This is a genomic window from Pseudoroseicyclus aestuarii (assembly GCF_003217255.1).
Taxonomy (GTDB): domain Bacteria; phylum Pseudomonadota; class Alphaproteobacteria; order Rhodobacterales; family Rhodobacteraceae; genus Pseudoroseicyclus; species Pseudoroseicyclus aestuarii.
Genome location: NZ_QJTE01000003.1, coordinates 485,572 through 509,661, shown reverse-complemented (window position 1 = coordinate 509,661; position 24,090 = coordinate 485,572). Strand labels below are relative to the sequence as shown.

At 70.7% G+C, this 24,090-nt stretch carries 19 protein-coding genes; 9 read left to right on the top strand and 10 right to left on the bottom strand.

Annotated elements, in window-relative coordinates; translation table 11 throughout:
* Positions 1–110 precede the first annotated feature (110 nt).
* Genes DFP88_RS11750 through DFP88_RS11740 form a run of 3 tightly spaced genes read left to right on the top strand, consistent with a single transcriptional unit; the run spans position 111 to position 8,640 of the window.
* A complete protein-coding gene (locus DFP88_RS11750) occupies positions 111–2,012 on the top strand; it encodes an autotransporter assembly complex protein TamA (protein WP_245904789.1) in 1,902 nt (633 codons plus the stop codon).
* Positions 2,009–7,909: a translocation/assembly module TamB domain-containing protein gene (locus tag DFP88_RS11745; RefSeq protein WP_110814711.1), complete on the top strand. Its 5,901-nt coding sequence runs from the start codon at positions 2,009–2,011 to the stop codon at positions 7,907–7,909. The genes DFP88_RS11750 and DFP88_RS11745 overlap by 4 nt, the downstream gene beginning before the upstream one ends.
* Positions 7,909–8,640 carry a GNAT family N-acetyltransferase gene (locus tag DFP88_RS11740; protein ID WP_110814709.1) on the top strand — a complete coding sequence of 244 codons (732 nt, stop codon included), beginning with the start codon at positions 7,909–7,911 and terminating at the stop codon, positions 8,638–8,640. The genes DFP88_RS11745 and DFP88_RS11740 overlap by 1 nt, the downstream gene beginning before the upstream one ends.
* A 137-nt stretch (positions 8,641–8,777) precedes the next feature.
* Here DFP88_RS11740 and DFP88_RS11735 read toward each other — a convergent pair whose 3' ends face one another.
* Complete coding sequence (locus tag DFP88_RS11735) at positions 8,778–9,764, bottom strand: threonine ammonia-lyase (RefSeq protein WP_110814707.1); 987 nt, start codon at positions 9,762–9,764, stop codon at positions 8,778–8,780.
* Between the two features lie 205 nt (positions 9,765–9,969).
* Between DFP88_RS11735 and DFP88_RS11730 the strand changes: the two genes are divergently transcribed.
* Complete coding sequence (locus DFP88_RS11730) at positions 9,970–10,404, top strand: FKBP-type peptidyl-prolyl cis-trans isomerase (protein WP_110814705.1); 435 nt, start codon at positions 9,970–9,972, stop codon at positions 10,402–10,404.
* Between the two features lie 117 nt (positions 10,405–10,521).
* On the opposite strand, the gene DFP88_RS11725 is transcribed toward DFP88_RS11730, so the two are convergent.
* Genes DFP88_RS11725 through fabA form a run of 3 tightly spaced genes read right to left on the bottom strand, consistent with a single transcriptional unit; the run spans position 10,522 to position 13,097 of the window.
* Positions 10,522–11,310, bottom strand: a complete 789-nt coding sequence (locus DFP88_RS11725; RefSeq protein ID WP_110814703.1) for an enoyl-ACP reductase FabI — start codon at positions 11,308–11,310, stop codon at positions 10,522–10,524.
* Positions 11,311–11,319: 9 nt separating this feature from the next.
* Positions 11,320–12,549, bottom strand: coding sequence for a beta-ketoacyl synthase N-terminal-like domain-containing protein (locus tag DFP88_RS11720; protein WP_110814701.1), 1,230 nt, complete (start codon positions 12,547–12,549; stop codon positions 11,320–11,322).
* Between the two features lie 35 nt (positions 12,550–12,584).
* Positions 12,585–13,097: a bifunctional 3-hydroxydecanoyl-ACP dehydratase/trans-2-decenoyl-ACP isomerase gene (gene fabA / locus DFP88_RS11715; protein WP_110814699.1), complete on the bottom strand. Its 513-nt coding sequence runs from the start codon at positions 13,095–13,097 to the stop codon at positions 12,585–12,587.
* A 182-nt stretch (positions 13,098–13,279) separates the two neighbouring features.
* On the opposite strand from fabA, the gene irrA reads away from it, so the two are divergent.
* The 5 genes from irrA (at position 13,280) to DFP88_RS11690 (ending at position 17,095) form a co-directional block, all read left to right on the top strand.
* The gene (irrA, locus tag DFP88_RS11710; protein ID WP_110814697.1) at positions 13,280–13,705 is read left to right on the top strand and encodes an iron response transcriptional regulator IrrA; all 426 of its coding nucleotides are present in this window, start codon (positions 13,280–13,282) and stop codon (positions 13,703–13,705) included.
* Positions 13,706–13,784: 79 nt separating this feature from the next.
* Positions 13,785–14,594, top strand: a complete 810-nt coding sequence (gene proC, locus DFP88_RS11705; protein WP_110814695.1) for a pyrroline-5-carboxylate reductase — start codon at positions 13,785–13,787, stop codon at positions 14,592–14,594.
* Positions 14,587–14,937, top strand: coding sequence for a tRNA-binding protein (locus DFP88_RS11700; protein WP_110814694.1), 351 nt, complete (start codon positions 14,587–14,589; stop codon positions 14,935–14,937). Before proC ends, DFP88_RS11700 begins: the two co-directional genes overlap by 8 nt.
* Positions 14,934–15,893 carry a 2-hydroxyacid dehydrogenase gene (locus DFP88_RS11695; protein ID WP_110814692.1) on the top strand — a complete coding sequence of 320 codons (960 nt, stop codon included), beginning with the start codon at positions 14,934–14,936 and terminating at the stop codon, positions 15,891–15,893. Before DFP88_RS11700 ends, DFP88_RS11695 begins: the two co-directional genes overlap by 4 nt.
* Positions 15,894–15,952: 59 nt before the next feature.
* Positions 15,953–17,095, top strand: coding sequence for a YihY/virulence factor BrkB family protein (locus DFP88_RS11690; protein WP_110814690.1), 1,143 nt, complete (start codon positions 15,953–15,955; stop codon positions 17,093–17,095).
* Here the strand turns inward: DFP88_RS11690 and DFP88_RS11685 are convergent.
* The 6 genes from DFP88_RS11685 to DFP88_RS11660 all read right to left on the bottom strand — a co-directional run bounded on the left by DFP88_RS11685 (position 17,092) and on the right by DFP88_RS11660 (position 23,925).
* Positions 17,092–18,150 carry a bifunctional transcriptional activator/DNA repair enzyme AdaA gene (locus tag DFP88_RS11685; RefSeq protein ID WP_110814688.1) on the bottom strand — a complete coding sequence of 353 codons (1,059 nt, stop codon included), beginning with the start codon at positions 18,148–18,150 and terminating at the stop codon, positions 17,092–17,094. The genes DFP88_RS11690 and DFP88_RS11685 overlap by 4 nt on opposite strands.
* A 71-nt stretch (positions 18,151–18,221) precedes the next feature.
* Entirely contained in the window at positions 18,222–18,746 is a 525-nt protein-coding gene (locus DFP88_RS11680; protein WP_245904788.1) for a sarcosine oxidase subunit gamma, read from the bottom strand.
* Complete coding sequence (locus DFP88_RS11675) at positions 18,739–21,735, bottom strand: sarcosine oxidase subunit alpha family protein (RefSeq protein WP_110814684.1); 2,997 nt, start codon at positions 21,733–21,735, stop codon at positions 18,739–18,741. The genes DFP88_RS11680 and DFP88_RS11675 overlap by 8 nt, the downstream gene beginning before the upstream one ends.
* Positions 21,732–22,055, bottom strand: a complete 324-nt coding sequence (locus tag DFP88_RS11670; RefSeq protein ID WP_110814682.1) for a sarcosine oxidase subunit delta — start codon at positions 22,053–22,055, stop codon at positions 21,732–21,734. The genes DFP88_RS11675 and DFP88_RS11670 overlap by 4 nt, the downstream gene beginning before the upstream one ends.
* A gap of 42 nt (positions 22,056–22,097) precedes the next feature.
* Positions 22,098–22,598, bottom strand: coding sequence for a hypothetical protein (locus DFP88_RS11665; RefSeq protein ID WP_110814680.1), 501 nt, complete (start codon positions 22,596–22,598; stop codon positions 22,098–22,100).
* Positions 22,599–22,677: 79 nt separating this feature from the next.
* Positions 22,678–23,925, bottom strand: a complete 1,248-nt coding sequence (locus tag DFP88_RS11660; protein WP_110814678.1) for a sarcosine oxidase subunit beta family protein — start codon at positions 23,923–23,925, stop codon at positions 22,678–22,680.
* Between the last annotated feature and the right edge of the window lie 165 nt (positions 23,926–24,090).

The window sequence follows — 24,090 nt, the reverse complement described above, 5'->3', positions numbered from 1 at the left end:
AAATTGGCATCGTTCACGAGATGATGCGTTTGCCGCTGCGCATCAATCGGCTAGCAATTCCACGTCGCCCCGGCCGCAAGCCGGTTCAGAGGCAAGTGAAAGGTTTCCCGTTGCGTCCTGCCCCGATCCTCCGCGCCGTCTTTCGATCCACCGCCCTGCCGCTCCGCACCGGCAGCTTGCGGGCCACGCGCCTCGGCGCGCTGATGCTCTCGGCCGCGGTGCTGGTCTTGCCGGCCTCGGCGCAGGAGACCCGGCTGACGCTGGCTGCCGGGACGCTTGACGACGAGGCCGAGGGCGATCTCGGCCAGGCGCTGGAGAATGCCAGCCTCGTCCTGTCGCTCGCCGACGAAGAGGCCCCGACCACGCAGGACTACGTCGCCGCCGCCCGCGCCGACTATCGCCGCCTGCTGACCGCGCTTTATGCCGAAGGCTACTACTCGGGCACCATCTCGATCCTCGTCGACGGGCGCGAGGCGGCGCAGCTGGCCCCCTTCGACGCGCCGGACAGCATTGGTAGCATCGTGCTGGCCGTCGATCCGGGGCCGCGCTTCACCTTCGGCCAGACGCAGATCACGCCGCTCGCCCCCGGCACCGAGCTTCCCGAAAGCTTCGCCAGCGGCCGGATCGCCCGCGGCGACGAGGCCCGCGCCGCCGCCAGTGCCGCCGTCTCTGCCTGGCAGGACATCGGTTTTGCCAAAGCCGAGGTTTCGGGACAGCAGATCACGGCCGACCATCCCGCCCGCCAGCTCGACGTCAGCGCCAGCATCGCCACCGGCCCGCAGCTGACCTTCGGCGCCCTGACGGTCGAGGGCAACGAGGACGTGCGCGAGGGGCGCATCCGCGCCATCGCCGGCCTGCCGCAGGGCCAGATCTACGACCCGGACGAGGTCGCGGATGCGCTGACGCGCCTGCGCCGCACCGGGGCCTTCCGCTCTGTCGCGCTCGTCGAAAGCGAGGAGATCGGGCCCGGCGACACGCTGCCCTTCACGCTTCAGGTCACCGAGGAACTGCCGCGCCGGATCGGTGCCGGGGCCGAGATCTCCTCGACCGAGGGGCTGGCCCTCTCGACCTACTTCATCCACCGCAACCTCTTGGGCGGGGCCGAGCGGCTGCGCGTCGATGCTGCCGTCTCGGGCATCGAGGGGCAGCTTGGCGGCGATACCGGCGGCGTGGACTACAGCCTCGGTGCCACGCTGACCCGGCCCGCGACCCCGCGGCGCGATACCGACCTGACCTTCTCGACCGAGGTCAGCCGCGAGGACGAGGAGGATTACCTCCTCGACCAGTTCGAGGTGGGCGCGAGCTTCACCCGCTATGCCGGCGATCACCTGACGCTGGAAGGCGGCGTCGCCGCGCTGATCGCCCGCGAAGAGCGCGAGGAGCGGACGCGCGACTACACGCTGCTGACGCTGCCCCTGACGGCGACCTACGAGGGGCGCGACAATGCGCTCGACCCCGACAGCGGTCTTTACGCGCAGCTCGCGATCACGCCCTTCTACGGGGTCACCGGCATCGACAGCGGCGCCCGCCTCTATGCCGACAGCCGCTACTACCTCAGCTTCGGCGAGAGGCTGACCTTCGCGGCGCGCGGTCAGCTGGGCTCCGTCCTCGGCGCGGATATCGAGGATGCGCCGGCGGATTACCTTTTCTATTCCGGCGGCGGCGGCACGGTGCGCGGGCAGGACTACCAGTCGCTCGGCGTCACCTATACCGCAGATTTCGGCGAGGGCCCGGTCGAGATCCGCTCGGGCGGGCGCAGCTTCGTCGGCGCCCAGCTCGAGGCGCGGGTCGGCGTGACGGACAGCATCGGCCTCGTCGGTTTCTACGACGCCGGCTACGTCGATGCGGAAAGCTACCCCACCTCGGACGGCGAATATCAGGCCGGCGCCGGCCTCGGGCTGCGCTACGGCACCCCCATCGGGCCAATCCGGCTCGACATCGGAACTCCTGTCACCGGCGACGACAAGTACGGAAAAGTCGCGGTCTACATCGGTATAGGTCAGTCATTTTGAGACATCTCCTCGCGCTGCTGTTCTGCCTTCTCCCGCTCGCCGCCGTGGCGCAAAGCGAGGAGGAGGATCGCGGTTTCCTGCAGGGGCTGATCGAGGACAACCTGTCCACGGCCGGCCGGCAGGTGCAGATCTCGGGCTTTCAGGGCGCGCTCTCCAGCCGCGCGACGATCGACGTGCTGACCATCGCCGATGCCGAGGGCGTCTGGCTGCGGGCCGAGGACCTCGTCCTCGACTGGAACCGTTCAGCCCTGCTGCGCCGCCGCCTCGAGGTGACGGAGCTTTCGGCCGGGCTGATCGAGCTGTCGCGCCCGCCGCAGGGCGAGGAACAGGCCAATGCCCCCTCCCCCGAGGCGACGCCCTTCTCGCTGCCGGAACTGCCGCTGTCGATCCGGCTGGACGAGCTGGACATCGCCCGCCTCGTGCTGGGCGAGCCCTTCCTCGACGAGGAGATCGCGCTTTCCGTCACCGGCTCCGCCCAGCTGGCGGGCGGCGAGGGCACGGTCACTGTCGCCGCCGACCGCCTCGACGGGCAGGAGGGGCATTTCGAGATCGCCGGCAGCTATTCCAACGAGACGCGGGATCTGTCGCTGAACCTCGACCTCTCCGAGGCCGAGGACGGCATCGTCGCCCGCGTGCTGGACCTGCCGGGCCGGCCCTCCGTCTCTCTGCAGCTTCAGGGCGAGGGCCCGCTCGATGCCTTCGACGCCACGCTCGCCCTCGCCACCGACGGCGAAGAGCGGCTGTCGGGCACCTTCGCCCTCGAGGCCGAGGGCGAGGAGGCGGCCGTCACCCGCAGCTTCAGCGCCGATCTTTCGGGCGATCTGACGCCGCTGCTGGCGCCGGACTACGCCGGTTTCTTCGGCCGCGAGGTCTCGCTTCAGGTTGCCGGCACGCAGCCCGCGGGCGGCGGCTTCGACCTCACCGATCTCAGCCTGATGGCGCAGGCGATCCAGCTCGAAGGCTCGGCACAGATCGGCGCCGACGGCTGGCCCGAGGCCTTCGCCCTGACCGGCGAGATCGGCACCGGCGGGAGCGACCCCGTCACCCTGCCCTTCGCCGGCGGCGCCACGCTGACCGGCGCCGACCTCTCGCTCGACTTCGATGCCAGCCGGGGCGATCAGTGGACGCTCGATCTGACGGCGCAGGACTTCGCGCAGCCCGGCCTGACCATCCCGCAGCTGGAACTCTCGGGCGGCGGCGTCATCGACCGCGGCAGCGACACGGACCCCTCGGCCTTCAGTGCCGACCTGTCCTACGTCGCGCGGGGCATCCGCTTCGACGATGCCGCGCTGGCCGATGCCCTTGGCGCCGAGATCACCGGCGATATCGAGGTCGCGCGCCAGGGCGAGGGCCCCTTCGAGATCGGCGCCCTCACGCTGAACGGCCCCGGGCTCGAGCTGTCGGGCACCGGCAGCATCGACGGCCCCGGCAATGGCTTCGAGGCCGAGACCAGTATCGACCTTTCGGCCCAGGCGCTTGAGCGCTTCGCCACGCTCACCGGCCTCGACCTTGCCGGCGCGGCGGATGTGACCATCGAGTCGACCGTCCGGCCGCTGGACGGAATCTTCGACGTCAGCATCGACGGGCAGACGCAGGATCTGGCCGTCGGCATCGGGGAGGTCGATCCCTACCTCGAAGGCACCGGCACCGTCGCGCTGCGCGCGGTCCGGGACGAGACCGGCACCCGCCTGCCGCAGCTGGACATCGAGACGCCGCAGATCACCGCCACGGCGGGCCTCGACCTGACCTCCGGCGTCAGCGACGCGACCTTCGACATCTCGGTCGCCGATGTCTCCTACGCGCTGAATGGTCTGACCGGCCCCGCCACGCTGACCGGCACCGCCAATCGCGACGCCGCGGGCGTGATCGTGGCTGATATCGACGCCGAACTGCCCAACGGCACCGCCAGCGTCACCGCCCGGCAGGAGGCGCCGGACGAGGAGGGCGAGCCGGGGCAGATCACTTTCGACCTCAGTGCCGACCTCTCGGATATCGCCCCCTTCTCGGACCTCGCCGAGCGCGAGCTTGCGGGCGCCGCCCGCCTCACCGCGCAGGGCACCACCTATCAGGACGCGCGCCTCTTCGACGTGACGCTGGACGCGCGCACGCAGGACCTCGTCCTGTCGGTGCCGCAGGCTGATCCGCTGCTGGCGGGGACGGTCACCCTCTCGGGCGAGGTTCTGCGCGAGGGGCCGGAAAGCTTCCGCGTCGAGGCGCTGGATCTCGAGGCCCCTGCCCTTTCGGCAGAGGGGCGCGCCGCGCTGGCCGGGCAGGTGCTGTCCTTCGACCTGATCGCCAATTCGCCCGACCTCTCCCCCGTCGGCGCGGCGCTGGATCGCCCGATCGCGGGCGAGGTGGCGCTGGACGCCGATGGCACGCTGGTGCTGGACCTCTCCTCGGCGGATATCACCTTCGACGCCACCGGCACCGGGATCACCACCGGCATCGAAGCCGCCGATCCGCTGCTTCAGGGCAGCGTGACGGCCAGCGGCCATGCCGTCCGCTCCGGTCCCATGGCGGGCCGCGTCGAGGATCTGCGCCTCGCGACCGAAACGCTCCGGGCCAGCGGCTCTGCCGTCGTGGACGAAGAGGGTATCGCCACGCTGGATCTCAGCTTCGACGCAGACGACCTCGCGCCCCTCTCGGCCGCCGCAGGCCGCGACCTTTCCGGCAGCGCCGGCGGGCGGATCGAGGGCACCCTCGCCATCGACGCCTCCACCGCCGATCTGACCGTCGATGTGGCCGGGCAGGACATCGTCACCGGCCTGCCCCAGGCTGATCCGCTTCTCGCGGGCACCGTCAGCCTCTCGGGCCGCGCGACCCGCTCCGGCCCCCGCAGCTTCGCGGTCGAGGGGCTGGATCTGCGCACGCCGGACCTGACCGCGTCGGGCGACGCTTCCCTCGAAGGAGAGAGCGCCAACTTCGATCTGACAGCGGCCTCCGGCGATCTGTCGGTTCTCTCGGCAGCCGTGGGACAGGACCTCTCGGGCTCGATCAACATCGACGCCGAAGGCACGGCGCAGACCGACGCCAGCCTCTTCGACGTCACGCTCTACGCCAGCGGCAACGACGTGCAGACCGGCATCGCGCAGGTCGACCCGCTGCTCGCGGGCCCGCTGCGCCTGACCGCGCAGGCCACCCGTACCGGCGAGGCGACGGGCGAAGTTCGCGACCTCGAGCTTTCGACCGGCGCCCTCACCGCCAGCGGCAATGCCGAACTGGCCCAGGGCGACTCTGGCCCCGTGGCCACCTTCGACATCGACCTCGACACCCCCGACCTCGCGCCGCTGGGCGATGCCATCGGCCGCGCGCTCGGCGGCAGCCTCACGGCCAGCGCCGAGGGGCGCGCCGCGCTCGACCTGACGGCCTTCGACGTCACGCTGAATGCCGAGGGGCAGGACGTGACGACCGGCATCAGCGAGGCCGACGCCCAGCTTCTCGGCCCCGTCACGCTGACCGCCCGCGCGGTGCGCGAGGGCGAGACGACGCGCCTCGAAAATCTCGACCTCACCTCCAGCGCTCTCAGCGCCAGCGGCACCGCCGCGCTGACCGGCGACGACGCGACCTTCGACCTGACGGCCGATGTCGGCGATCTGGCCCCCATCGGCGACCTGATCGGCCGTCCACTGACAGGCTCCGCCAGCCTCGACGCCGAAGGCTCGGCCCGCACCGACCTGTCGCAGTTCGACCTCTCGCTCGATGCCGCGGCGCAGGACGTGACCACCGGCATCGCCCAGCTCGACCAGCTTCTGGCGGGCGAAGCGCAGCTTTCGGCCGAGGCCAGCCGCAGCGGCCCCGAGACGATCCGGGTGCCCCGCTTCTCGCTGACCTCGCCGCAACTGACCGCCAGCGGCAGCGCGGATATCGAGGATGGCCAGGGCACGGCGCAGATCGATGCGCGGCTGGCCGAGATCGGCCTTTTCACGCCCGGCCTCAGCGGGCCTGCGACGGTGACCGGCACGCTCGGCTCCGGCACGGACGGCAGCTATACCTTCGATCTCGACGGCACGGCGCCGGGCACGGTCCTTTCGGCCAGCGGCAACATCGCCGACAGTGGCAATGGGCTGGTCATCACCACCGATGCCAGCGCCCGCGCCGACAACCTCGTGCCCTTCTCGCAGCTGGCGGGTCGGCCGCTCGCCGGCTCCGTCAGTGCCGATGTTTCGGGCAGTGTCGCGGCGGATCTGTCGCAACTCGACATGGCCATCGATGCCAGCGCCTCCGGCCTCGATGTCGGCATTCCCGCCGTCGCGCAGCTTCTGGCCGGCACCGGCACGGTCACCGGGCGCATCCTGCGCGAGGACGGCGGGCCCTTCCTTGCCGACGATCTCGCCGTGCGGTTCCCCAACATCGCGGCCGATGCCGACCTGACCAGCCTCGGCGGCGGTGCGGCCGAGGGGACCTTCGACGTCCGGCTCGCCGATATCGGCCTCTTCGTGCCGCAGCTTCCCGGCGCGGCCCGCGCGCAGGGCAGCTTTAGCCGCGACGCCTCGGGCACGATCAGCCTCGATGCCGATGCCACCGGCCCCGGCGGGACCAATGCCACGGCCAGCGGCACCATCGCGCCCTCGGGCGATCTGGACCTGGACGTCACCGGCTCCGCCCCCCTCGGCCTCGCCAATCCCTTCATCGAACCGAGGCTGCTGGACGGCACCGCCAGCTTCGATCTGGCCGTGAACGGCGCGCCCGGCCTCGACGCGGTCTCGGGCACGATCACGCTGAACTCGGCCAGCATCACCGACCCCGACCTCGGCACCTCGATCACCGGGATCGGCGGCACGGTGCGCCTTTCGGGCGGGCAGGCCAACCTCGCCATCGCGGGCGGCTTCAGCGAGGGCGGCAGCCTCGACGTGGACGGAACCATCGGCCTCTCGGCCCCCTTCCCCGGCGATATCACCATCAGCGCCGAGGACGTGGTGGTGCGCGACCCGCAGCTCTACGAGACCTCGGCGGACGGGCGCATCACGATCACCGGCCCGCTCACCGGCGGCGCGCTGATCGCCGGCACCATCGACATCGGCACGACCGAGGTGCAGGTCCCCTCCTCCTCCGTCGGCGCGCTCGGTGCCCTGCCCGAGGTGCGCCATGTCGGCGCCGGCCCCGCCGTGCGCCGGACGCTGGAGCGGGCGGGCCTGACCGTCGCCGGCACCGAGATCGGCAGCGAGGGCGGCGCAGGCTCCGGCGGTGCATCCTCGGGGGGCGGCGGCTTCGGCCTCGACATCCGCATCCGTGCCCCGCAGGAGATCTACATCCGGGGCCGCGGCCTCGATGCGGAACTTGGTGGTCAGCTCACCATCACCGGCACCACGAACAACGTGATCCCCGCCGGCGAATTCGAGCTGATCCGTGGCCGCCTCGACATCCTGCAGCAGCGCTTCGACCTGTCTGAGGGCGGTGCCTACCTGCAGGGCGACTTCACGCCCTACATCCGCCTCGTCGCCCAGACCGAGGCGGCGACGGGCACGGTGGTGACGATCACCATCGAGGGCCCGATCTCCGAGCCGGTCGTCACCTTCGGCTCCTCCCCCGACCTCCCCGAGGACGAGGTGCTGGCGCAGCTGATCTTCGGCCGCGACCTCTCCTCGATCACGCCCTTCCAGGCGGTCCAGCTTGCCGCGGCGGTGGGCACCCTCACCGGGCGCGGCGGCGGCGCGCTGAACGACCTGCGCCAGGGCTTGGGACTCGACGATCTCGACATCACCACAGATGACGAGGGCAATGCCGCGGTGCGCGCCGGGCGCTACATCTCGGACAACGTCTATACCGACGTCACCGTGGGCTCCGAGGAGACGGATGTGAACATCAACCTCGACCTCACCGATACCGTCCGCGCCACCGGCAGCGTCAGCTCCGAGGGGGACACCAGCCTCGGCCTCTTCTACGAGCGCGATTTCTGATCGTGGAGGCGCGCTCGCTCGGCACGCCGGTCCCGAACTGGACCCCGCCGCCGCGCCCCTTACCCGGGCCGGCGGGGACAGTCCTGACCGGGCGCTTCGTGCGGCTCGAGCCGCTGGATCCCGCTCGGCACGCTGTGGCCCTGCACGAGGGTTTCGCGGGCCGGCCGGACCTCTTCGATTACCTGCCGATCCTGCCGCCTGAAGATGCCGCGGCCTTCCGCGCCTGGGCCGAGGAGGCCGCGGGCGCCGCCGACCCGGTCTTCTACGCCCTCTGCGATCCGGCGACGGGACGGGCGCAGGGCCTCGCCGCCTGGCTGCACATCGCGCCCGAAGCTGGCAGCATCGAGGTCGGCGGGCTGGTCTTCTCCCCCGCGATCCAGCGCAGCCCCGCCACGACCGAGGCCATGGCCCTGATGATGCGCTGGGCTTTCGAGGCCGGCTACCGCCGCTACGAGTGGAAATGCAACGCGCTGAACCTGCCTTCGCGCCGGGCCGCGCAGCGCCTCGGCTTCAGCTACGAGGGCACCTTCCGCCAGGCCATGGTCCTGAAGGGCCACAACCGCGACACCGCCTGGTTCGCCGCCGTGGACGGCGACTGGCCGGCCCTGCGCGCGGCCCACGACGCCTGGCTCGCGCCCGGAAACTTCGACGCCGCTGGCCGGCAGAAACACGCGCTCTCGGCGCTCACCGCCCCGATCCTCGCCGCCCGCGATCCCGCCCTGGGGCCCTGAGCGCTCGGCCCCCGCGCCGTCTTTCTTCTCTTTGAAAATATCCCCGCCGGAGGCTCCCCCGCCCCGGGCCCGCGCCGCCCCCCGGCGCCGATCCTGCCTGCCCGCGACCCGCCCACCGGCGCGCATCCTGCGCCCCCTCAGCCCCGCGTGATCGCCTCGGCGAAGCGGCGGGCGTCGACATTGCCGCCGGAGGCGAGGCAGATCACCGCCTCGCCCGTCACCGCCTCGGGCCGGAACAGCGCGGCGGCCAGTGCGACGGCGCCGCCCGGCTCGAGCACGAGGCGCAGGTGGCGAAAGGCCGCGGCCATGGCGGCCATGGCTTCGGTGTCGCTGACCACCAGCCCCGGATGGCACAGCCGCTTGAGGATCGGGAAGGTCACCTGCCCGGGCTCGGGCGTGATGATCGCATCGCAGATCGACCCCGTGAGCCGCGCGTTGCGCTCGATCCGCCCCGAGGCGAGCGAGCGGGCGGCATCGTCGAAGCCCTCCGGCTCGACCGGGTGCACCCGCATCCCCGGCGCCTCCGCCTCGAGCGCGAGGGCCACGCCGCTGGTCAGCCCGCCGCCACCGCAGCAGACCAGCACATCGGCTTCGCGCACCCCCGCCTCGGCGGCCTGCTCCGCGATCTCGAGGCCGGCGGTCCCCTGCCCCGCGATCACCTGCGGATCGTCGAAGGGCCGGACCAGCGTCAGCCCGCGCTCCTGCGCCAGCGCCGCTCCCAGCGCATCGCGGTCGTCCGTCGCGCGGTCGAAGAGAACCACCTCGGCGCCCAGCGCGCGGGTGTTCTCGACCTTCGCCTCGGGTGCGTCGCGCGGCATCAGGATCACCGCCGGGATGCCATGCTCCCGCGCGGCATAGGCCACCCCCTGCGCGTGGTTCCCCGAGGAGAAGGCCAGAACCCCCGCCGCCCGCGCCTCGGGCGTCAGAGCCGAGATCGCGGACCAGCCGCCGCGCGCCTTGAAGCTGCCCGTCAACTGCAGCGATTCCGCCTTCACCAGCACGCGGCGCCCCGCGATCGCATCGAGGCCCGGCGACCAGAGCAGCGGCGTGCGGCGCAGCCGGCCACCGATGCGGGCCTGCGCGGCGCGGATCATCGCGATATCGGGGGCGGTCTGGGCGGTCATGCGGTCTCTCCTGCGCGGCGGGTCTCGGCCGCGAGAGTGGCATGCGGGCGGGGTGACCGAAAGGCGCGGAGGCACCGATTTGCCTGCGACCCGTTTGCAATTCGGATCCAAGCCCCTACATTGTGTCTCGAAGCAACGAGAAGGGCCGCAGTCAGCGGTCTTTTTAAATTCACCAAGACTGACACACACACGAGAGGAGCATCTCATGACGCAAGTCAAGCAGGGCGACACCGTGCGCATCCACTACACCGGCACCACCGAAGGCGAGACCTTCGATTCCAGCGAAGGCCGCGAGCCTCTGGAATTCCAGGTCGGCTCAGGCCAGATCATCCCCGGCCTCGACGCCGCCGTCTCCGGCATGGAAGTCGGCGAGAGCAAGACCGTGGATATCCCCAAGGATCAGGCCTACGGCGATGTCGATCCCTCCGCGCGCCAGTCCGTGCCGCGCGGCCAGGTGCCCGACAACATCCCGCTCGAGGCCGGCACCCGCCTGCAGATGCAGACGCCGCAGGGCCAGGTCATCCCGGTGACCGTCGTCGAAGTGACCGACGAAGAGGTCGTGCTCGACGCCAACCACCCCCTCGCGGGCAAGGACCTGACCTTCAAGGTCGAGGTTGTCGAGGTCGCCGAAGCCGGCTGATCGCGCCGGGCAGGCGCCCCGCGCCTGCCCCGACCGCAAGACACGAAAAAGGCGCGGCCTCGGCCGCGCCTTTTTTGCATGCAGGGCCCGTGCGGGCCGCAGGCCCGCGCGGCCGGATCAGAGGTTCTCGGCCTGCGGCATCCCGAGGACATGGTAGCCGCCGTCCACCTTCAGGACTTCACCCGTGGTGCAGGCGCCCGCGTCCGAGGCGAGGTAGACCGCCGTCCCGCCGATCGCCGGCAGCGTGGCGTTCGCCCGCAGCGGCGCATTGTCGGCCGTGTGCTTGAAGGTGCGGCGGGCGCCGCCGATGGCCGCGCCGGCCAGCGTCTTCATCGGGCCGGGGCTGATCGCGTTCACGCGGATGCCCTGCGGCCCAAGGTCGTTGGCGAGGTAACGCACCGTCGATTCCAGCGCCGCCTTGGCCACGCCCATGACGTTGTAGAAGGGCGTGACGCGGTTCGACCCCTGGTAGGTCAGCGTCAGGATGGTGCCGCCGTCGGTCATCAGCGGCATCGCCCGCCGCGCCACGTCTATCAGGCTGTAGCAGGAGATCGTCAGCGAATGGCGGAAGTTGTCGCGGCTGGTGTTGATGAACCGGCCCGTCAGCTCGTCCTTGTTGGAATAGGCGATGGCATGGACGACGAAGTCCAGCTTGCCCCAGCGCCGCTCGATCTCGGCGAAGGCGGCGTCAAGGCTCTCGTCGTTGGTAACGTCCACATCCAGCAGGAAGTCACTGCCCAGCTGCGCCACCAGCGGCTGCACCCGCTTGCCGAACTGCGCGCCCTGATAGGTGAAGGCCAGCTCGGCACCGGCCTCGTGCATGGCCTTGGCGATGCCCCATGCGATGGAATGGTCGTTGGCGACCCCCATCACCAGGCCACGTTTGCCCTCGAGAGAAATCGTCATCGCCGCATCCTACCCCTGGTAGCGGGAGAGCAGCATGGAGCCGTTCGTCCCTCCGAAGCCGAAGCTGTTGGTCATCACCGTGTCGAGGCCGGCTTTCTCGACGAGGCTGGTGGCGATCTCGCCTTCGTGCAGGCCCTCGGCCAGCGTCTCGACGTTGATCGAGGGGGCGATGTAGTCGCCCTTCAGCATCAGCAGGCTGAAGACGGCCTCCAGCGCGCCGGCGGCGCCCTGGGCATGGCCCGTCATCGACTTGGTCGAGCTGATCGGCGGGGTCTGCCCCTCGCCGAAGACGCGGCGCACGGCCTCGACCTCGCCGACATCGCCGACCGGGGTCGAGGTGCCATGCGCGTTGATGTAGCCGACCTGCCGGCCCTCGGGCAGCGTCTGCAGCGCCAGCTGCATCGCCCGCTCGCCGCCCTCGCCGCTCGGCGCGACCATGTCATGCCCGTCCGAGGTCGCGGCAAAGCCCGTCACCTCGGCGATGATGTTGGCGCCGCGCGCCTTGGCATGCTCCAGCTCCTCGAGCACGACCATGCCGCCGCCGCCCGCGATGACGAAGCCGTCGCGGCCCGCGTCGAAGGCGCGCGAGGCCGTCTGCGGCGTGTCGTTGTACTTGCTGCTCATCGCGCCCATCGCGTCGAAGAGGCAGGACAGCGTCCAGTCCAGCTCCTCGCCGCCGCCGGCGAACATCACGTCCTGCTTGCCCATCATGATCTGCTCAGAGGCAGAGCCGATGCAATGCAGCGAGGTCGAGCAGGCCGAGGTGATCGAGTAGTTGATCCCCTTGATCTTGAAGGCCGTGGCGAGGTTCGCGCTGACGGTCGAGGACATGCCCCGCGGCACCATGAGCGGGCCGATCCGCTTCGGGCTGCCGGTCTTCAGCACGGTCTGATGCGCGGCGAAGAGGTTCGAGGTCGAGGGCCCGCCCGAGCCGGCGATCAGACCGGTGCGCGGATCGCTGATCGCGGCCTCGTCGAGGCCGGCGTCGGCGATCGCCTCCTTCATCGCGAGATAGGCATAGGCGGCGCCCGGCCCCATGAAGCGCATGGTGCGCTTCTCGATGTGCTCGGCGGGGTCGATCTTCAGCGTGCCGGCGACTTGGCTGCGAAAGCCGTGCTCGGCCATTTCCTCGGACCGCTCGATGCCCGAGCGGCCGGCGCGCAGGGCGGCATCCACCTCTGCGGCATTGTTTCCGATGGGCGAGACGACTCCCAGCCCGGTGACGACGACGCGGCGCATGGCGTCCCCCTGTCCTGATGGTGTTACGGGTGGCCTCAGCTCTCGGCGGTGGCGAGGCCGACCTTCATGTCCTTGACTTCGCAGACAGTTTCGCCGTCAGCCTCGACCCGGCCATTGGCGACGCCCATCTTCAGCCGGCGGTCGATCACGCGGGTGAAGTCGATGTGGTAGGTCACCAGCTTGCGGTCGGGCCGGATCATCCCGGTCAGCTTCACCTCGCCGCAGCCAAGGGCAAAGCCCTGCCCCTGCCAGCCGCGCCAGCCGAGGTTGAAGCCGGTCAGCTGCCACAGCCCGTCCAGCATCAGGCAGCCCGGCATCACCGGGTTGCCTGGGAAGTGGCAGGGGAAGAACCAGAGGTCCGGATTGATGTCGAGCTCGGCCAGCACATGGCCCTTGCCGTTCTCGCCGCCGTCGCCGCTGATGTCGGTAATCCGGTCCATCATCAGCATCGGCGGCTCGGGAAGCTGCGCGTTGCCGGGGCCGAAGAGCTCTCCGCGGGCGCATTTCAGCAACGCGTCTTTGTCAAAACTTGTCGGATACTCTGCCATCGCGCGGATTGCCCCTGCATTGACGATTGTTCTGCGATGGTGGCTCCTATCATCCGCTCCCGCGGCAGGGCAAGCCCGGCGCCCGCTGCGGGCGCGGTCCGATCGCCTGTAGGCAGCCATTGAAATTCAACCCATTGGGGCCTTATATGGATGGCATGAGCATCGAAACGCCAGCCAGTCCCATGGCCAGCCAGACCGCAGATCCCAGCGACCGGGGCACGCAGTGGCTGCGCGATGCGGGCGTGCGCCCGACGCGCCAGCGCGTGACGCTGGCCGCGCTGCTCGTCGGCGACGGGCAGGATCGCCACGTCACCGCCGAAAGCCTGTTCGAGGCGGCGCGCGGTGCCGACGAGAAGGTCTCTCTCGCGACGGTCTACAACACGCTGCGCGCCTTTTGCGACGCCGGCCTGCTGCGCGAGATCACGGTCGACGGCTCCAAGAGCTACTTCGACACCAACATGACCGACCATCCGCATTTCTTCTGGGAAGGCGAGGCGCGCTTGTCGGACGCCCCGGCCGAGGAACTGCAGATCATGCGCCTGCCGCAGCCCCCCGCGGGCGCGGAGATCGCCAAGGTCGACGTCGTCATCCGCCTGCGCAAGCGCTGATCGCGAGGCGCGCAAGCGCCGCCTTGCACCCTCCCGCCCGCCGCCCTAGCCTCGCGCAGATTAGCGACGGAGGCGGGCTATGGACGATCTGGCGACACGCGGCGTGGTGCTGCTTGGCTGCGGCAAGATGGGCGGCGCGCTGCTCTCGGGCTGGCTCTCCGGCGGTCTGCCGCCCGAGGCCGTGACCGTGGTCGACCCCCGCCCCTCCGACTGGCTCTCTGCTCAGGGCATAAGGCTGAACGCGCCGCTGCCCGAGGCGCCCGCCGTGCTGATCCTTGCCGTGAAGCCGCAGCTGATGGGCGAGGCGCTGCCGCAGGTCACGCGCCTTGGCGGCGGCGGGACGCTGGTGATCTCGATCGCCGCGGGCACCAGCCTTGCCACCCTAGAAGAGGCCTTCGGCGCCGATACCCCCATCGTGCGGGTGATGCCGAACACCCCCGCTGCCATCGGCCAGGGCATCAGCGCGATGATCGGCAATGCCGCCGCCGGCGAGGCGCATCTGGACCGGACCGAGGCGCTGATGCGCGTGACCGGCCCCGCCCTGCGGCTGCAGGACGAGGCGCAGATGGATGCCGTCACCGGCGTCTCCGGCTCCGGTCCCGCCTATGTCTTTCACATGATCGAATGCCTCGCCGCCGCCGGCGAGGCCGAGGGGCTGCCGCCCGAGATGGCGATGCAGCTCGCGACGCAGACCGTCGCCGGGGCCGGCGCCCTTGCCGCCCAGGCGCAGGAGGCACCGGACCAGCTGCGCCGCAACGTGACCTCGCCCAATGGCACGACGCAGGCCGGCCTCGAGGTGCTGATGGACGAGGAGGCGGGCCTGCCGCCGCTGGTCCGCCGCACCGTCGCCGCCGCCGCAGGGCGCAGCCGGGAGCTGTCGCGTGGCTGACCCGGCGCCGCAGATCGGCATCGAGGATTTCCTCAGGCTCGACATCCGCGCCGGCCGCGTCACGCGGGCCGAGGCCCTTGCCCAGGCGCGCAAGCCCGCGATCAAGCTCTGGATCGACTTCGGACCGGAGATCGGCGAGCGCCGGTCCTCGGCGCAGATCACCGATCACTACATGCCAGAGGATCTGCCGGGCCGCACGGTCCTGGCCGTGGTCAACCTGCCGCCGCGCCAGATCGGCCCCTTCCTGTCAGAGGTGCTGGTCCTGGGCCTTGCCGATGCGCAGGGCGCCATCGCCCTGATCGGCCCCGACCGCGCCATCGCCCCCGGAGAACGACTGCAATGACCCGCATCCTGCTGACGCGCCATTTCCCGGAGAAGGTCATCGAGGCCGCCCGCGAAAGCTTCGACGTGACCCTGCGCGAGGCCGCGCATTTCCTGCCCGAGGAAGAGGCCGCGCAGGCGCTGCGGGACTATGATGCCGTGCTCTGCACGCTGGGCGACCGCTTCAACGCCGAGGCGCTGGCGCAGGTGGACAGCCCGCGCACCCGCGTGCTGGCGAACTTCGGCGTGGGCTACAACCACATCGACGTCGCCGCCGCGCGGGCCAAGGGCATCGCGGTGTCGAACACGCCGGACGTGGTCACCGAGTCCACCGCCGATATCGGCATGGCGCTGATCCTCGCCACCTGCCGCCGCATCGGCGAGGGGGAGCGGATCGTGCGCGCCGGCAAATGGCCGGGCTGGAACCCGACGCAGATGCTGGGCACCCATGTCAGCGGCAAGACCGTCGGCATCGTCGGCATGGGCCGCATCGGTCAGGCCGTCGCCCAGCGCTGCCACTACGGCTTCGGCATGCCGGTGCTGTTCTACAACCGCTCGCTCAAGGGGACCGCCCTGCCCGCCCTGCAGGTCGACAGCCTGACCGAGCTGATGGCGGAATCGGACATCGTCGTCGTCACCGTACCCGCCACGCCCGAGACGCGCGGCCTGATCGGCGCCGAGGAGCTGGCCGCGATGCGCCCCACGGGCTTCCTGATCAACATCGCCCGCGGCGACATCGTCGACGAGGCGGCGCTGATCGACGCGCTGCAGCGCCGCGCCATCGCCGGCGCCGGCCTCGACGTCTTTGCCCGCGAGCCCGAGGTGCCAGAGGCGCTGATGGCGCTGGAGAACGCGGTGCTGACGCCGCACCTCGGCACCGCCGCGCTCGAGACGCGCGAGGCGATGGGGCTCATGGCGCTCGAGAACATCCGCGCCTGGAGCCGGGGCGAGGCGCTGCCGCAGGCCCTCGAAGGCTGAGGCGCAGGAACAGGACCCCCGCCCGGGCGTTCGATGCAAAACGGGGCCGGGGACATGACGTGACAGATCAGACAGATGCCGGGCGCGGAACGCGCGCCGAAGGCCCGACACAGATCCCGGCGCGGGGCTGGAAGGACATCCTGCTGCGCGTGAAGGATGAGGTGACGCGCGACCACGTCTCCGTCGTCTCGGCCGGCGTCGCCTTCTTCGGCCTGCTCGCGATCTTCCCGGCCGTCACCGCGGTGATCTCCATCGCCGGTTGGGTCCTCGACCCGCAGGAGGTGGCCAGCCAGATCGATTCCATCGCCGCGCTGCTGCCCCAGAACGCCGCCTCGATCATCCAGGACCAGATCGTGCAGGTCACCGGCGGGTCGGACACCGCGACCGGCTTTGCCGCCATCCTCGGCCTCGTGCTGGCGCTCTACGGTGCGATGAAGGGCATGATGACCCTGATGGAAGGCATGAACATCGCCTACGACGAGCAGGAGCAGCGCGGCTTCTTTCGGCTCTACCTGACCGGCTTCGTGCTGACCGTCGTGATGATCCTCGGCGTGCTTCTGGCCTTCGGCGCGATGCTGGTGCTTCCGGCCGTCACCACCTTCCTGCCGCTCCCGGCCGCCACCGAGTCGCTGGTAAGCTGGCTGAAATGGCCGCTCCTGACGGTTCTGACGATGCTGGGCCTGTCGCTGATCTACCGCTTCGGCCCCTGCCGCGAGGATGCGCAGTGGCGCTGGATCACCCCCGGCGCGGTCATCGCCACGATCCTGTGGCTGGTCGGTACCGTCGCCTTCTCGATCTACGCGCAGAACTTCGGCAGCTACAACGAGACCTATGGCACGCTCGGCGGCGTCATCATCCTGCTGACCTGGCTCTGGCTGTCCTCCTTCATCGTGCTCGCGGGCGCCGAGCTGAACTCCGAGATGGAGCATCAGACCCGCCGCGACACCACCACCGGTGCGCCGGTGCCGATGGGCGCGCGCGGCGCGATCAAGGCCGACACCACGCCCGAGGGGCTGTCTGGCCCCGATGCGCCGAAGCGGTCGATGGGGGCAGAGGGCGATGACACCGAGACCGCGCAGGAGGGCCCGCGCCGCCCCCGCGGGCCGCGCCCGACCTTTGCCGAGATGGTCGGCGCCACCGTCGGCCTTGCCGCCGCCGGGGCGCTGGAAAAGGCGGTGCGCCGCAAGGGGCGCCGCCGCTAGACCCGCCCCGCGGCCTCGCGCTCCAGCGCGATCAGCCGCTGCTTGCGCCAGAGGCCGCCGCCATAGCCCGTCAGGCTGCCGTCCGCGCCAATGACACGGTGGCAGGGCACGACGAGGGCGATGGGGTTGGCCCCGTTCGCCCGCGCCACCGCCCGGCTCGCTCCCGGGCGCTGAATCGCCTTGGCCACCTCGCCATAGCTGCGCGTCTCTCCCGCCGGGATCGCCCGCAGGGCGGCCCAGACCTGCCTCTGGAAGGCCGTGCCCAGCGGCGCGAGGGGCGTGGCGAAGCCGCCTTCCTCGCCTTCGAAGTAGCGCGCCAGTTCCGCCGCGATCCTGTCATGCGCGGCGCGGCGGCCCAGCGCCATGCGCCCGCCGGCGCTGGCGGCCAGGTCCCTCAGCTCGGTCGGCAGGGCCTTGCGATCGGTGAACTCCAGCAGGTGCAGCGCATGATCGCTCGCCACCGCGATCATCGGGCCAAGCGGCGTGTCGATCCAGTCCGCCGCCATCAGCGCGCCCTTGTCGAAGCTGCCGGGCGCCCGCCCCAGCAGCCGCGCCATGGCATCCCGAAAAGCGCTGGCGCTGTCGAAGCCGGCGCCCATCTGCGCGTCGATGACCCGCCCGCCGGTGGCCAGCACCCGCATCCCCTGCCCCAGCCGCCGCTGCCGCGCCATCTCGAGGAAGGTCATACCGAACTGCCGCTTGAAGACGCGGCGCGCGGTCGAAGGATCGATCCCCGCCGAAGCCACGTCGCCCTCGGTCCAGCGGTGGTCCGGCGCCTCGTCCAGCGCGGAGAGCAGCCGGGCGATCACCGGGTCCGAGGCCGCCATCGGCGCCAGCGGCCGGCAGCGCTTGCAGGGCCGGAACCCCGCCCCGACGCAATCGCCCGCCGTCTCGAAGAAACGGCAGTTCTCGGGGCGCGGCTTGCGGGCGGGACAGGTCAGGCGGCAGAAGATGCCGGTGGTGGTCACGCCGACATAGGCGCGACCGTCATAGCCCTCGTCCCGCGCGATCAGCGCGGCATAAAGGGTCTCGTCGGGGGGCAATCGGAACAGCATGCCCCCGTCCTAGCGCACGCCGCCCGCCGCTGCGCACGGAAATCGGGCGTCTATTTCGCGCGGCGGGGTCCTCAGGCGAAAAGCCCCACAGGCCCGTCCTCGACCGAGCGGCGCAGCAGCCCTTCGACGTAGTCCGCGACAGAGCGGAAGCAGATCAGCCGCGCGCGCCCCTCTGCCTCGATCCAGAAGGCGGCGGGCACCTGCGCCAGCCGCGTGCGCCGCACCTCGAGCAGGGGCAAAGCCTCGGGGTGCAGATCGGCGGGCGAGAGCTTGGCCAGCACCTCGCGCAGCCAAGGCCCCTCGATCTCGAAGACGGCGCGGGCGTCCGAGAGGTCGAGGGCCAGGTGATGCACCCCCTCCAGCCGCTGCGACAGCGCGCGCGCGGCCTCTGCGGCGCGGCCCTCCGGCAGCAGGATCAGCGCCTCGTCCGGCGACATCCAGAGGATGCCCGTGTCGCCGGAGAGAGAGGCCTGCCGCCGCTCGGGCATCGGCGCGCCCGCCACGGCGCTGGCCGCCTCGCGCAGCGCGTCAGAGGACAGATCGCCGCGCAGCAGGACCATGCCGGGCGTGCGGCGCGTCACCGTGATCTCAGCCATTGAGGCGGTCTCCTTTCGCGTCATAGAGCACCGGGTCCACCAGAACCGCCTTCTGCCGGCCGCCGCCGATGCGCGTGACCTCGACGGTCTCGCCCAGCCGCTCGGGGCCGCGCCGGATCAGCGCCATGGCGATGCCGTGCCCGAAGGTGGGCGAATGGTAGCTCGATGTGACGCGCCCCTCTGTCGCGTTCTGCCCGGTCGGCGTCACGCCCGGCCCCACGACCTGCGCGCCCGCCTCGATCACCGTGCCGTCGAGGCTACGCAGACCCACCAGCCTCGGCCTTTCGGGATCGGCGAGGTGGCTGCGCGTCAGCCCGCGCTTGCCGATGAAATCGGCCTTCTTCTTCGACACCGCCCAGCCAAGGTTCAGATCCTGCGGGGTGATCGTGCCATCGGATTCCTCGCCGATCATCACGTAGCCCTTCTCGGCCCGCAGGATGTGCATCGCCTCGGTGCCGTAGGGGGTGACGCCCAGATCCTCGCCCTCTTCCAGCAGCGCCTGCCAAAGCTCGGCCCCCTCGCTCGCGCGGACCGACACCTCGTAGGAGACCTCGCCCGAGAAGGAGATGCGGAAGACCCGCGCATCGAAGCCGTGCAGGCTGCCCTCGGCCCAGGACATGAAGGGCATCGCCTCGCGGCTGACATCCATGCCGCCCAGCCGGTCCAGAAGCTTGCGCGCCTGCGGGCCGGCCACGACGACCTGCGCGAATTGCTCGGTCAGGTTGGCGGTATAGACCTGCCAGTCCCACCATTCTGTCTGCAGCCATTCCTCCATATGCGCATGGATATGCTCGGCCCCGCCGGTGGTGGTGTGGCACAGCCAGGTATCCTCCGACAGGCGCGCGACCACGCCGTCGTCCATCAGGAACCCGCTGTCGTTGCAGATCAGGCCATAGCGGCAGCGGCCGACGGCGAGGTTGCTCATCATGTTGGTGTAGATCATGTCCATGAAGCGCCCGGCATCGGGGCCCTTCACCACGATCTTGCCCAGCGTGCTTGCGTCCAGCAGCCCCACCGCCTCGCGCACGGCGCGCGTCTCGCGCTGCGCGGCGGCCTCGCGATCCTCGCCCTCGCGCGGGTAGCTGTAGGGGCGGCGCCACTGGCCGACGGGTTCATAGTCCGCGCCGTTCGCGTCATGCCAGTCCTGCATCGGCGTGCGCCGCACCGGCTGGAACTGCGCGCCCGTGGCGCTTCCGGCGATGGAGCCGAGGATGATCGGCGTCCAGGGCGGGCGGAAGGTGGTGGTGCCGACCTGCGGGATCGCCTCGCCCAGCGCATGGCCCAGCGTCGCAAGGCCGCCGATATTGCTGAGCTTGCCCTGGTCGGTCGCCATGCCAAGCGTGGTGTAGCGCTTGGCATGTTCGACGCTGCGATATCCCTCGCGGGCCGCAAGCTCCACGTCGGAAACCTTCACGTCGTTCTGGAAATCGAGCCACATCTTCTCGCGCAGCGCGAGGCCGGCGTCCCGCGGCATGACCCAGACCTGCGGCATCGGCGCGGCCTGCGGCGGCGCGAGATCCGCCGGCACGCCGCCTTCGGCGGCGAGGCGCCCGGCCTCGGCCCCGCTGCGCAACGCGTCTTCGGTCGAGGCCGCGCCGTCGCTGCCGCCCGCGGGCAGGACGAAGCCGCTGCCATCGGCGCCGGTCGGCGGGCGGGCGTGATCGGGCCGGAACATCGCCGCGCCCTCGTCCCAGGTCAGCTTGCCACCCGCCTGGCTCCAGAGGTGGACGGCAGGCGACCAGCCGCCCGACATGGCGACGGCGTCGCAGGCGATCTCCTCGATCACTTCGCCGGGGCCGTCCTGCGCACAGATCGACACACCCGTGACGGACTGGCCGCCGCTGACATGGGCAATGCCGCGCCCCTCTTCGATGCGGATGCCAAGGGCCTGGGCGCGCTCCACCAGCGGGCCGGTCGCGCCGCGCCGGACGTCGAGCAGGGCGGGCACGGCAAGGCCAGCCTCGACGAGCGCGATCGCGGTGCGGTAGCCGTCGTCGCCCGCCGTCACCACGACCACGCGCTCACCCACCGCGACGCCGTAGCCCACAGCATAGTCACGCACCGCCCCGGCCAGCATCACCCCCGGCACGTCGTTGCCGGCAAAGGCCAGCGGACGCTCGATCGCGCCCTGCGCCGTGACGATGCGCCGCGCGCGGATGCGCCAGAGGCGTGCCCGCACCGGCGCGGGGCCGGCGTCGGCGCAGCGCTCTTCGGCCAGGGCGAAGCCGTGATCGAAGACGCCGCTGACCTGCGTGTGCAGCCGCATCGTCACGTTCGGCATGGTCTCGAGCGTATCGACGGCCATCTCGATCCAGTCTGCGGCGGGCTGGCCGTCGATGGTCTCTCCGGTCAGGGGGGCGTCGATCAGGGCGCGGCCGCCCCAGCGGGGCCCCTGCTCCATCAGGATCACCCGGGCACCGTTCCGCCCGGCCTCCATCGCGGCAGCAAGCCCGGCGACCCCGCCCCCGGCGATCAGCACATCGGCGGCGGTGTTCACCTGCTCGTAGCGATCCGCATCGGGCTGCGAGGGCGGCTTGCCCAGGCCCGCGCTGCGGCGGATCGCCGGCTCGTAGACATGCTTCCAGAACGCGCGCGGCCAGAGAAAGGTCTTGTAATAGAAGCCGGCGGGCAGGAATTTCGACAGCTTCGCGTTCACCGCGCCGATATCGAAGGCGAGGCTGGGCCAGCGGTTCTGGCTGATCGCGCGCAGCCCCTCGGTCAGCGGGGTGATGGTGGCGCGGGCATTGGGCTCGAACAGCCCGCCCTCGCCAAGGCCAACAAGGGCATTGGGCTCTTCGGCCCCGCAGCTGACGGGGCCGCGCTGGCGGTGATACTTGAACGACCGGCCCATCACGAGCTGCCCGCAGGCCAGAAGGGCCGAGGCCAGCGTGTCGCCGCCAAAGCCGCCGCGGTCCTTGCCGTCGAAGGTGAAGCCCATCGGCGCGTTGCGGTCGATGAACAGACCCCCGGTTTCGAGACGGCGGCTCATTGCGGGCGCTCCCAGCCGGGACGGCGCTGCGCGATGGCTTCGAGGATGTTCTGGGGCGTCTCGGTGACCTGCGCGGGATAGGTGCCGAAGACGTCGTTGGTCGCGGTGTCGCGCGCGGAGTGGAACCACTTTCCGCAGCCATAGGCATGCCGCCAACGCTCGAAGTGGACGCCCTTGGGGTTGCTGCGATGGTAAAGATAGGCCTCGACCGAGGCATCCTCCGAGCCGGGGCCGGCGCGGTGAAGATGCGCCTCGCCGCCGGGGGAGAGTTCCGTCTCGTCCGCGGCCACGCCGCAGTAGGGACAGGTCAGTATCAGCATGATGCGCCCCCCCGCGCGAGCGGGAGAGCGCGCGCAAGCCAGTTACGGATTGGTTTCGGTGTCGGTCTCTTCGTCGACTTCCCGAACGGCGCCTTCGACGGCGTTCTCGGTCGCGTCGCCGGCTTCTTCCAGCTCGTCGCCGGCTTCGTCGATGGCATCGCCGGTGGTGTCGACGGCGCTTTCAGCGGCGTTCTCGGTCGCGTCGCCAGCGTCTTCCAGGGCGTTGCCCGTGGCGGCGGCGGCGTCCTCGGCAGCGTTCTCGGTCGCGTCGCCAGCATTCTCCAGCGCATCGCCAGTCTCGTCGAGCGCTTCGCCGGTCTCGACAGCAGCCTCGTCGGCGGCGTCATCGACGGAGTCGGCGGCAGCATCGACGTTGTTCTCGATCGTGACACCCGTCTCGTCGACGGCCACGGGCTCTTCGACCTCGTTGGTGCCGGCGAAGATGAAGTACAGGACGATGACCACCACCACGACGATGGCAGCGACGATGGCCGTCGTGGCGCCGCCGCTGCGGCGGGGCGGAGTGGTGTTGGGATCGGACATATGCAGAGCTTCCTATTTGTGGTTCGCTCTACAACGGAATTTGATGTGCCCAAGTTCCGGGCGGTAGGCGGAAGCATGCTCAATGCGCCACCCCCGCCGCCACGCTTTCGTCGATCATCCGCCCTTCGCGGAACCGCTCCAGCCCGAATGGGCCGGCGATCGGGCCCGGCGCGCCGCGCGCCAGCAGGTCGGCCATCGCCCAGCCAGAGCCCGGAATTGCCTTGAAACCGCCGGTTCCCCAGCCGCAATTCACGAAAATCCCGCCCACCGGCGTGGTCGAGAGGATGGGCGAGCGGTCGCCCGTCATGTCGACGATGCCGCCCCATTGGCGCAGCATCTTCAGGCGGCTGATGATCGGAAAGGTCTCGACGAGGGCGCGCACCGTCTCCTCGATATGGTGAAACGATCCGCGCTGGGTATAGGCATTGTATCCGTCCGTGCCGCCGCCGATCACCATCTCGCCCTTGTCGGACTGGCTCATGTAGCCGTGCACCGTGTTGGCCATGACGACGACATCCATGCAGGGCTTGATCGGCTCGCTCACCAGCGCCTGCAGCGGCAGGCTCTCGATCGGCAGGCGGAAGCCGGCCATCTCGGCCAGGACCGAGGAATGGCCCGCCGTCACCAGCGCCAGCTTGCGCGTGGCGATGGAGCCGCGCGTCGTCTCGACGCCGGTGACATGGCCGTTCTCGCTGCTGATGCCGGTCACCTCGCAGCGCTGGATGATGTCCATGCCCATGTCGGAACAGGCGCGGGCATAGCCCCAGGCGACGGCGTCGTGCCGCGCAGTGCCGCCGCGCGGCTGCCACAGCGCGCCCAGCACCGGGTAGCGCGGGCCCTTGGTCTCGATGATCGGGCAGAGCTGCTTCACCCGCTCGGGGCCGATGAATTCGGTCGCGACGCCCTGCAGGCTGTTGGCATGGGCGGTGCGGCGGTAGCCGCGCACCTCTCCTTCGGTCTGCGCCAGCATCATCACGCCGCGCGGCGAATACATGACGTTGTAGTTCAGCTCCTGGCTTAGCGTCTCGTAGAGGCTGCGCGATTTTTCATACAGCGCGGCGGACGCGTCCTGCAGGTAGTTGCTGCGGATGATCGTCGTGTTCCGGCCGGTGTTGCCGCCGCCGAGCCAGCCCTTCTCGAGGATCGCGACATTGGTGATGCCGTGATTCTTGCCAAGGTAATAGGCCGTCGCCAACCCGTGTCCGCCGGCACCGACGATCACGACATCGTAGGCGCGTTTCGGCTGGGCGTCGCGCCAGGCGCGCTGCCAGCCCAGGTGATGCCGGCGGGCCTGGCGCGCCAGGGCAAAGACCGAATATCGCTGCAAACCTGGCCCCTTTCCGATCCGGCGCCCGGGCGGGCGCTGTCTCGCACCCTGCACCCGGCCCGCCCCTCCGGGACGCTTGACTGCGGCAGGCCGCGGCGTGATTGCGACACCGGCCGGCTGCGGGCTTTCGCCCTGCCGGGGGCGAGGATAGAAGCGCCCCGCACC

Bases quoted from the DNA above. Each gene is read 5' to 3' on its own strand.
- DFP88_RS11735 (WP_110814707.1), bottom strand. From the start codon at position 9,764: ATGACCGCCCAGACCGCCCCCGATATCGCGATGATCCGCGCCGCGCAG.
- DFP88_RS11685 (WP_110814688.1), bottom strand. From the start codon at position 18,150: ATGCTGTTCCGATTGCCCCCCGACGAGACCCTTTATGCCGCGCTGATC.
- DFP88_RS11720 (WP_110814701.1), bottom strand. From the start codon at position 12,549: ATGCGCCGCGTCGTCGTCACCGGGCTGGGAGTCGTCTCGCCCATCGGA.
- proC (WP_110814695.1), top strand. From the start codon at position 13,785: ATGGACGATCTGGCGACACGCGGCGTGGTGCTGCTTGGCTGCGGCAAG.
- fabA (WP_110814699.1), bottom strand. From the start codon at position 13,097: ATGGCAGAGTATCCGACAAGTTTTGACAAAGACGCGTTGCTGAAATGC.
- DFP88_RS11680 (WP_245904788.1), bottom strand. From the start codon at position 18,746: ATGGCTGAGATCACGGTGACGCGCCGCACGCCCGGCATGGTCCTGCTG.
- DFP88_RS11730 (WP_110814705.1), top strand. From the start codon at position 9,970: ATGACGCAAGTCAAGCAGGGCGACACCGTGCGCATCCACTACACCGGC.
- DFP88_RS11665 (WP_110814680.1), bottom strand. From the start codon at position 22,598: ATGTCCGATCCCAACACCACTCCGCCCCGCCGCAGCGGCGGCGCCACG.
- DFP88_RS11675 (WP_110814684.1), bottom strand. From the start codon at position 21,735: ATGAGCCGCCGTCTCGAAACCGGGGGTCTGTTCATCGACCGCAACGCG.
- irrA (WP_110814697.1), top strand. From the start codon at position 13,280: ATGGCCAGCCAGACCGCAGATCCCAGCGACCGGGGCACGCAGTGGCTG.
- DFP88_RS11695 (WP_110814692.1), top strand. From the start codon at position 14,934: ATGACCCGCATCCTGCTGACGCGCCATTTCCCGGAGAAGGTCATCGAG.
- DFP88_RS11725 (WP_110814703.1), bottom strand. From the start codon at position 11,310: ATGACGATTTCTCTCGAGGGCAAACGTGGCCTGGTGATGGGGGTCGCC.
- DFP88_RS11670 (WP_110814682.1), bottom strand. From the start codon at position 22,055: ATGCTGATACTGACCTGTCCCTACTGCGGCGTGGCCGCGGACGAGACG.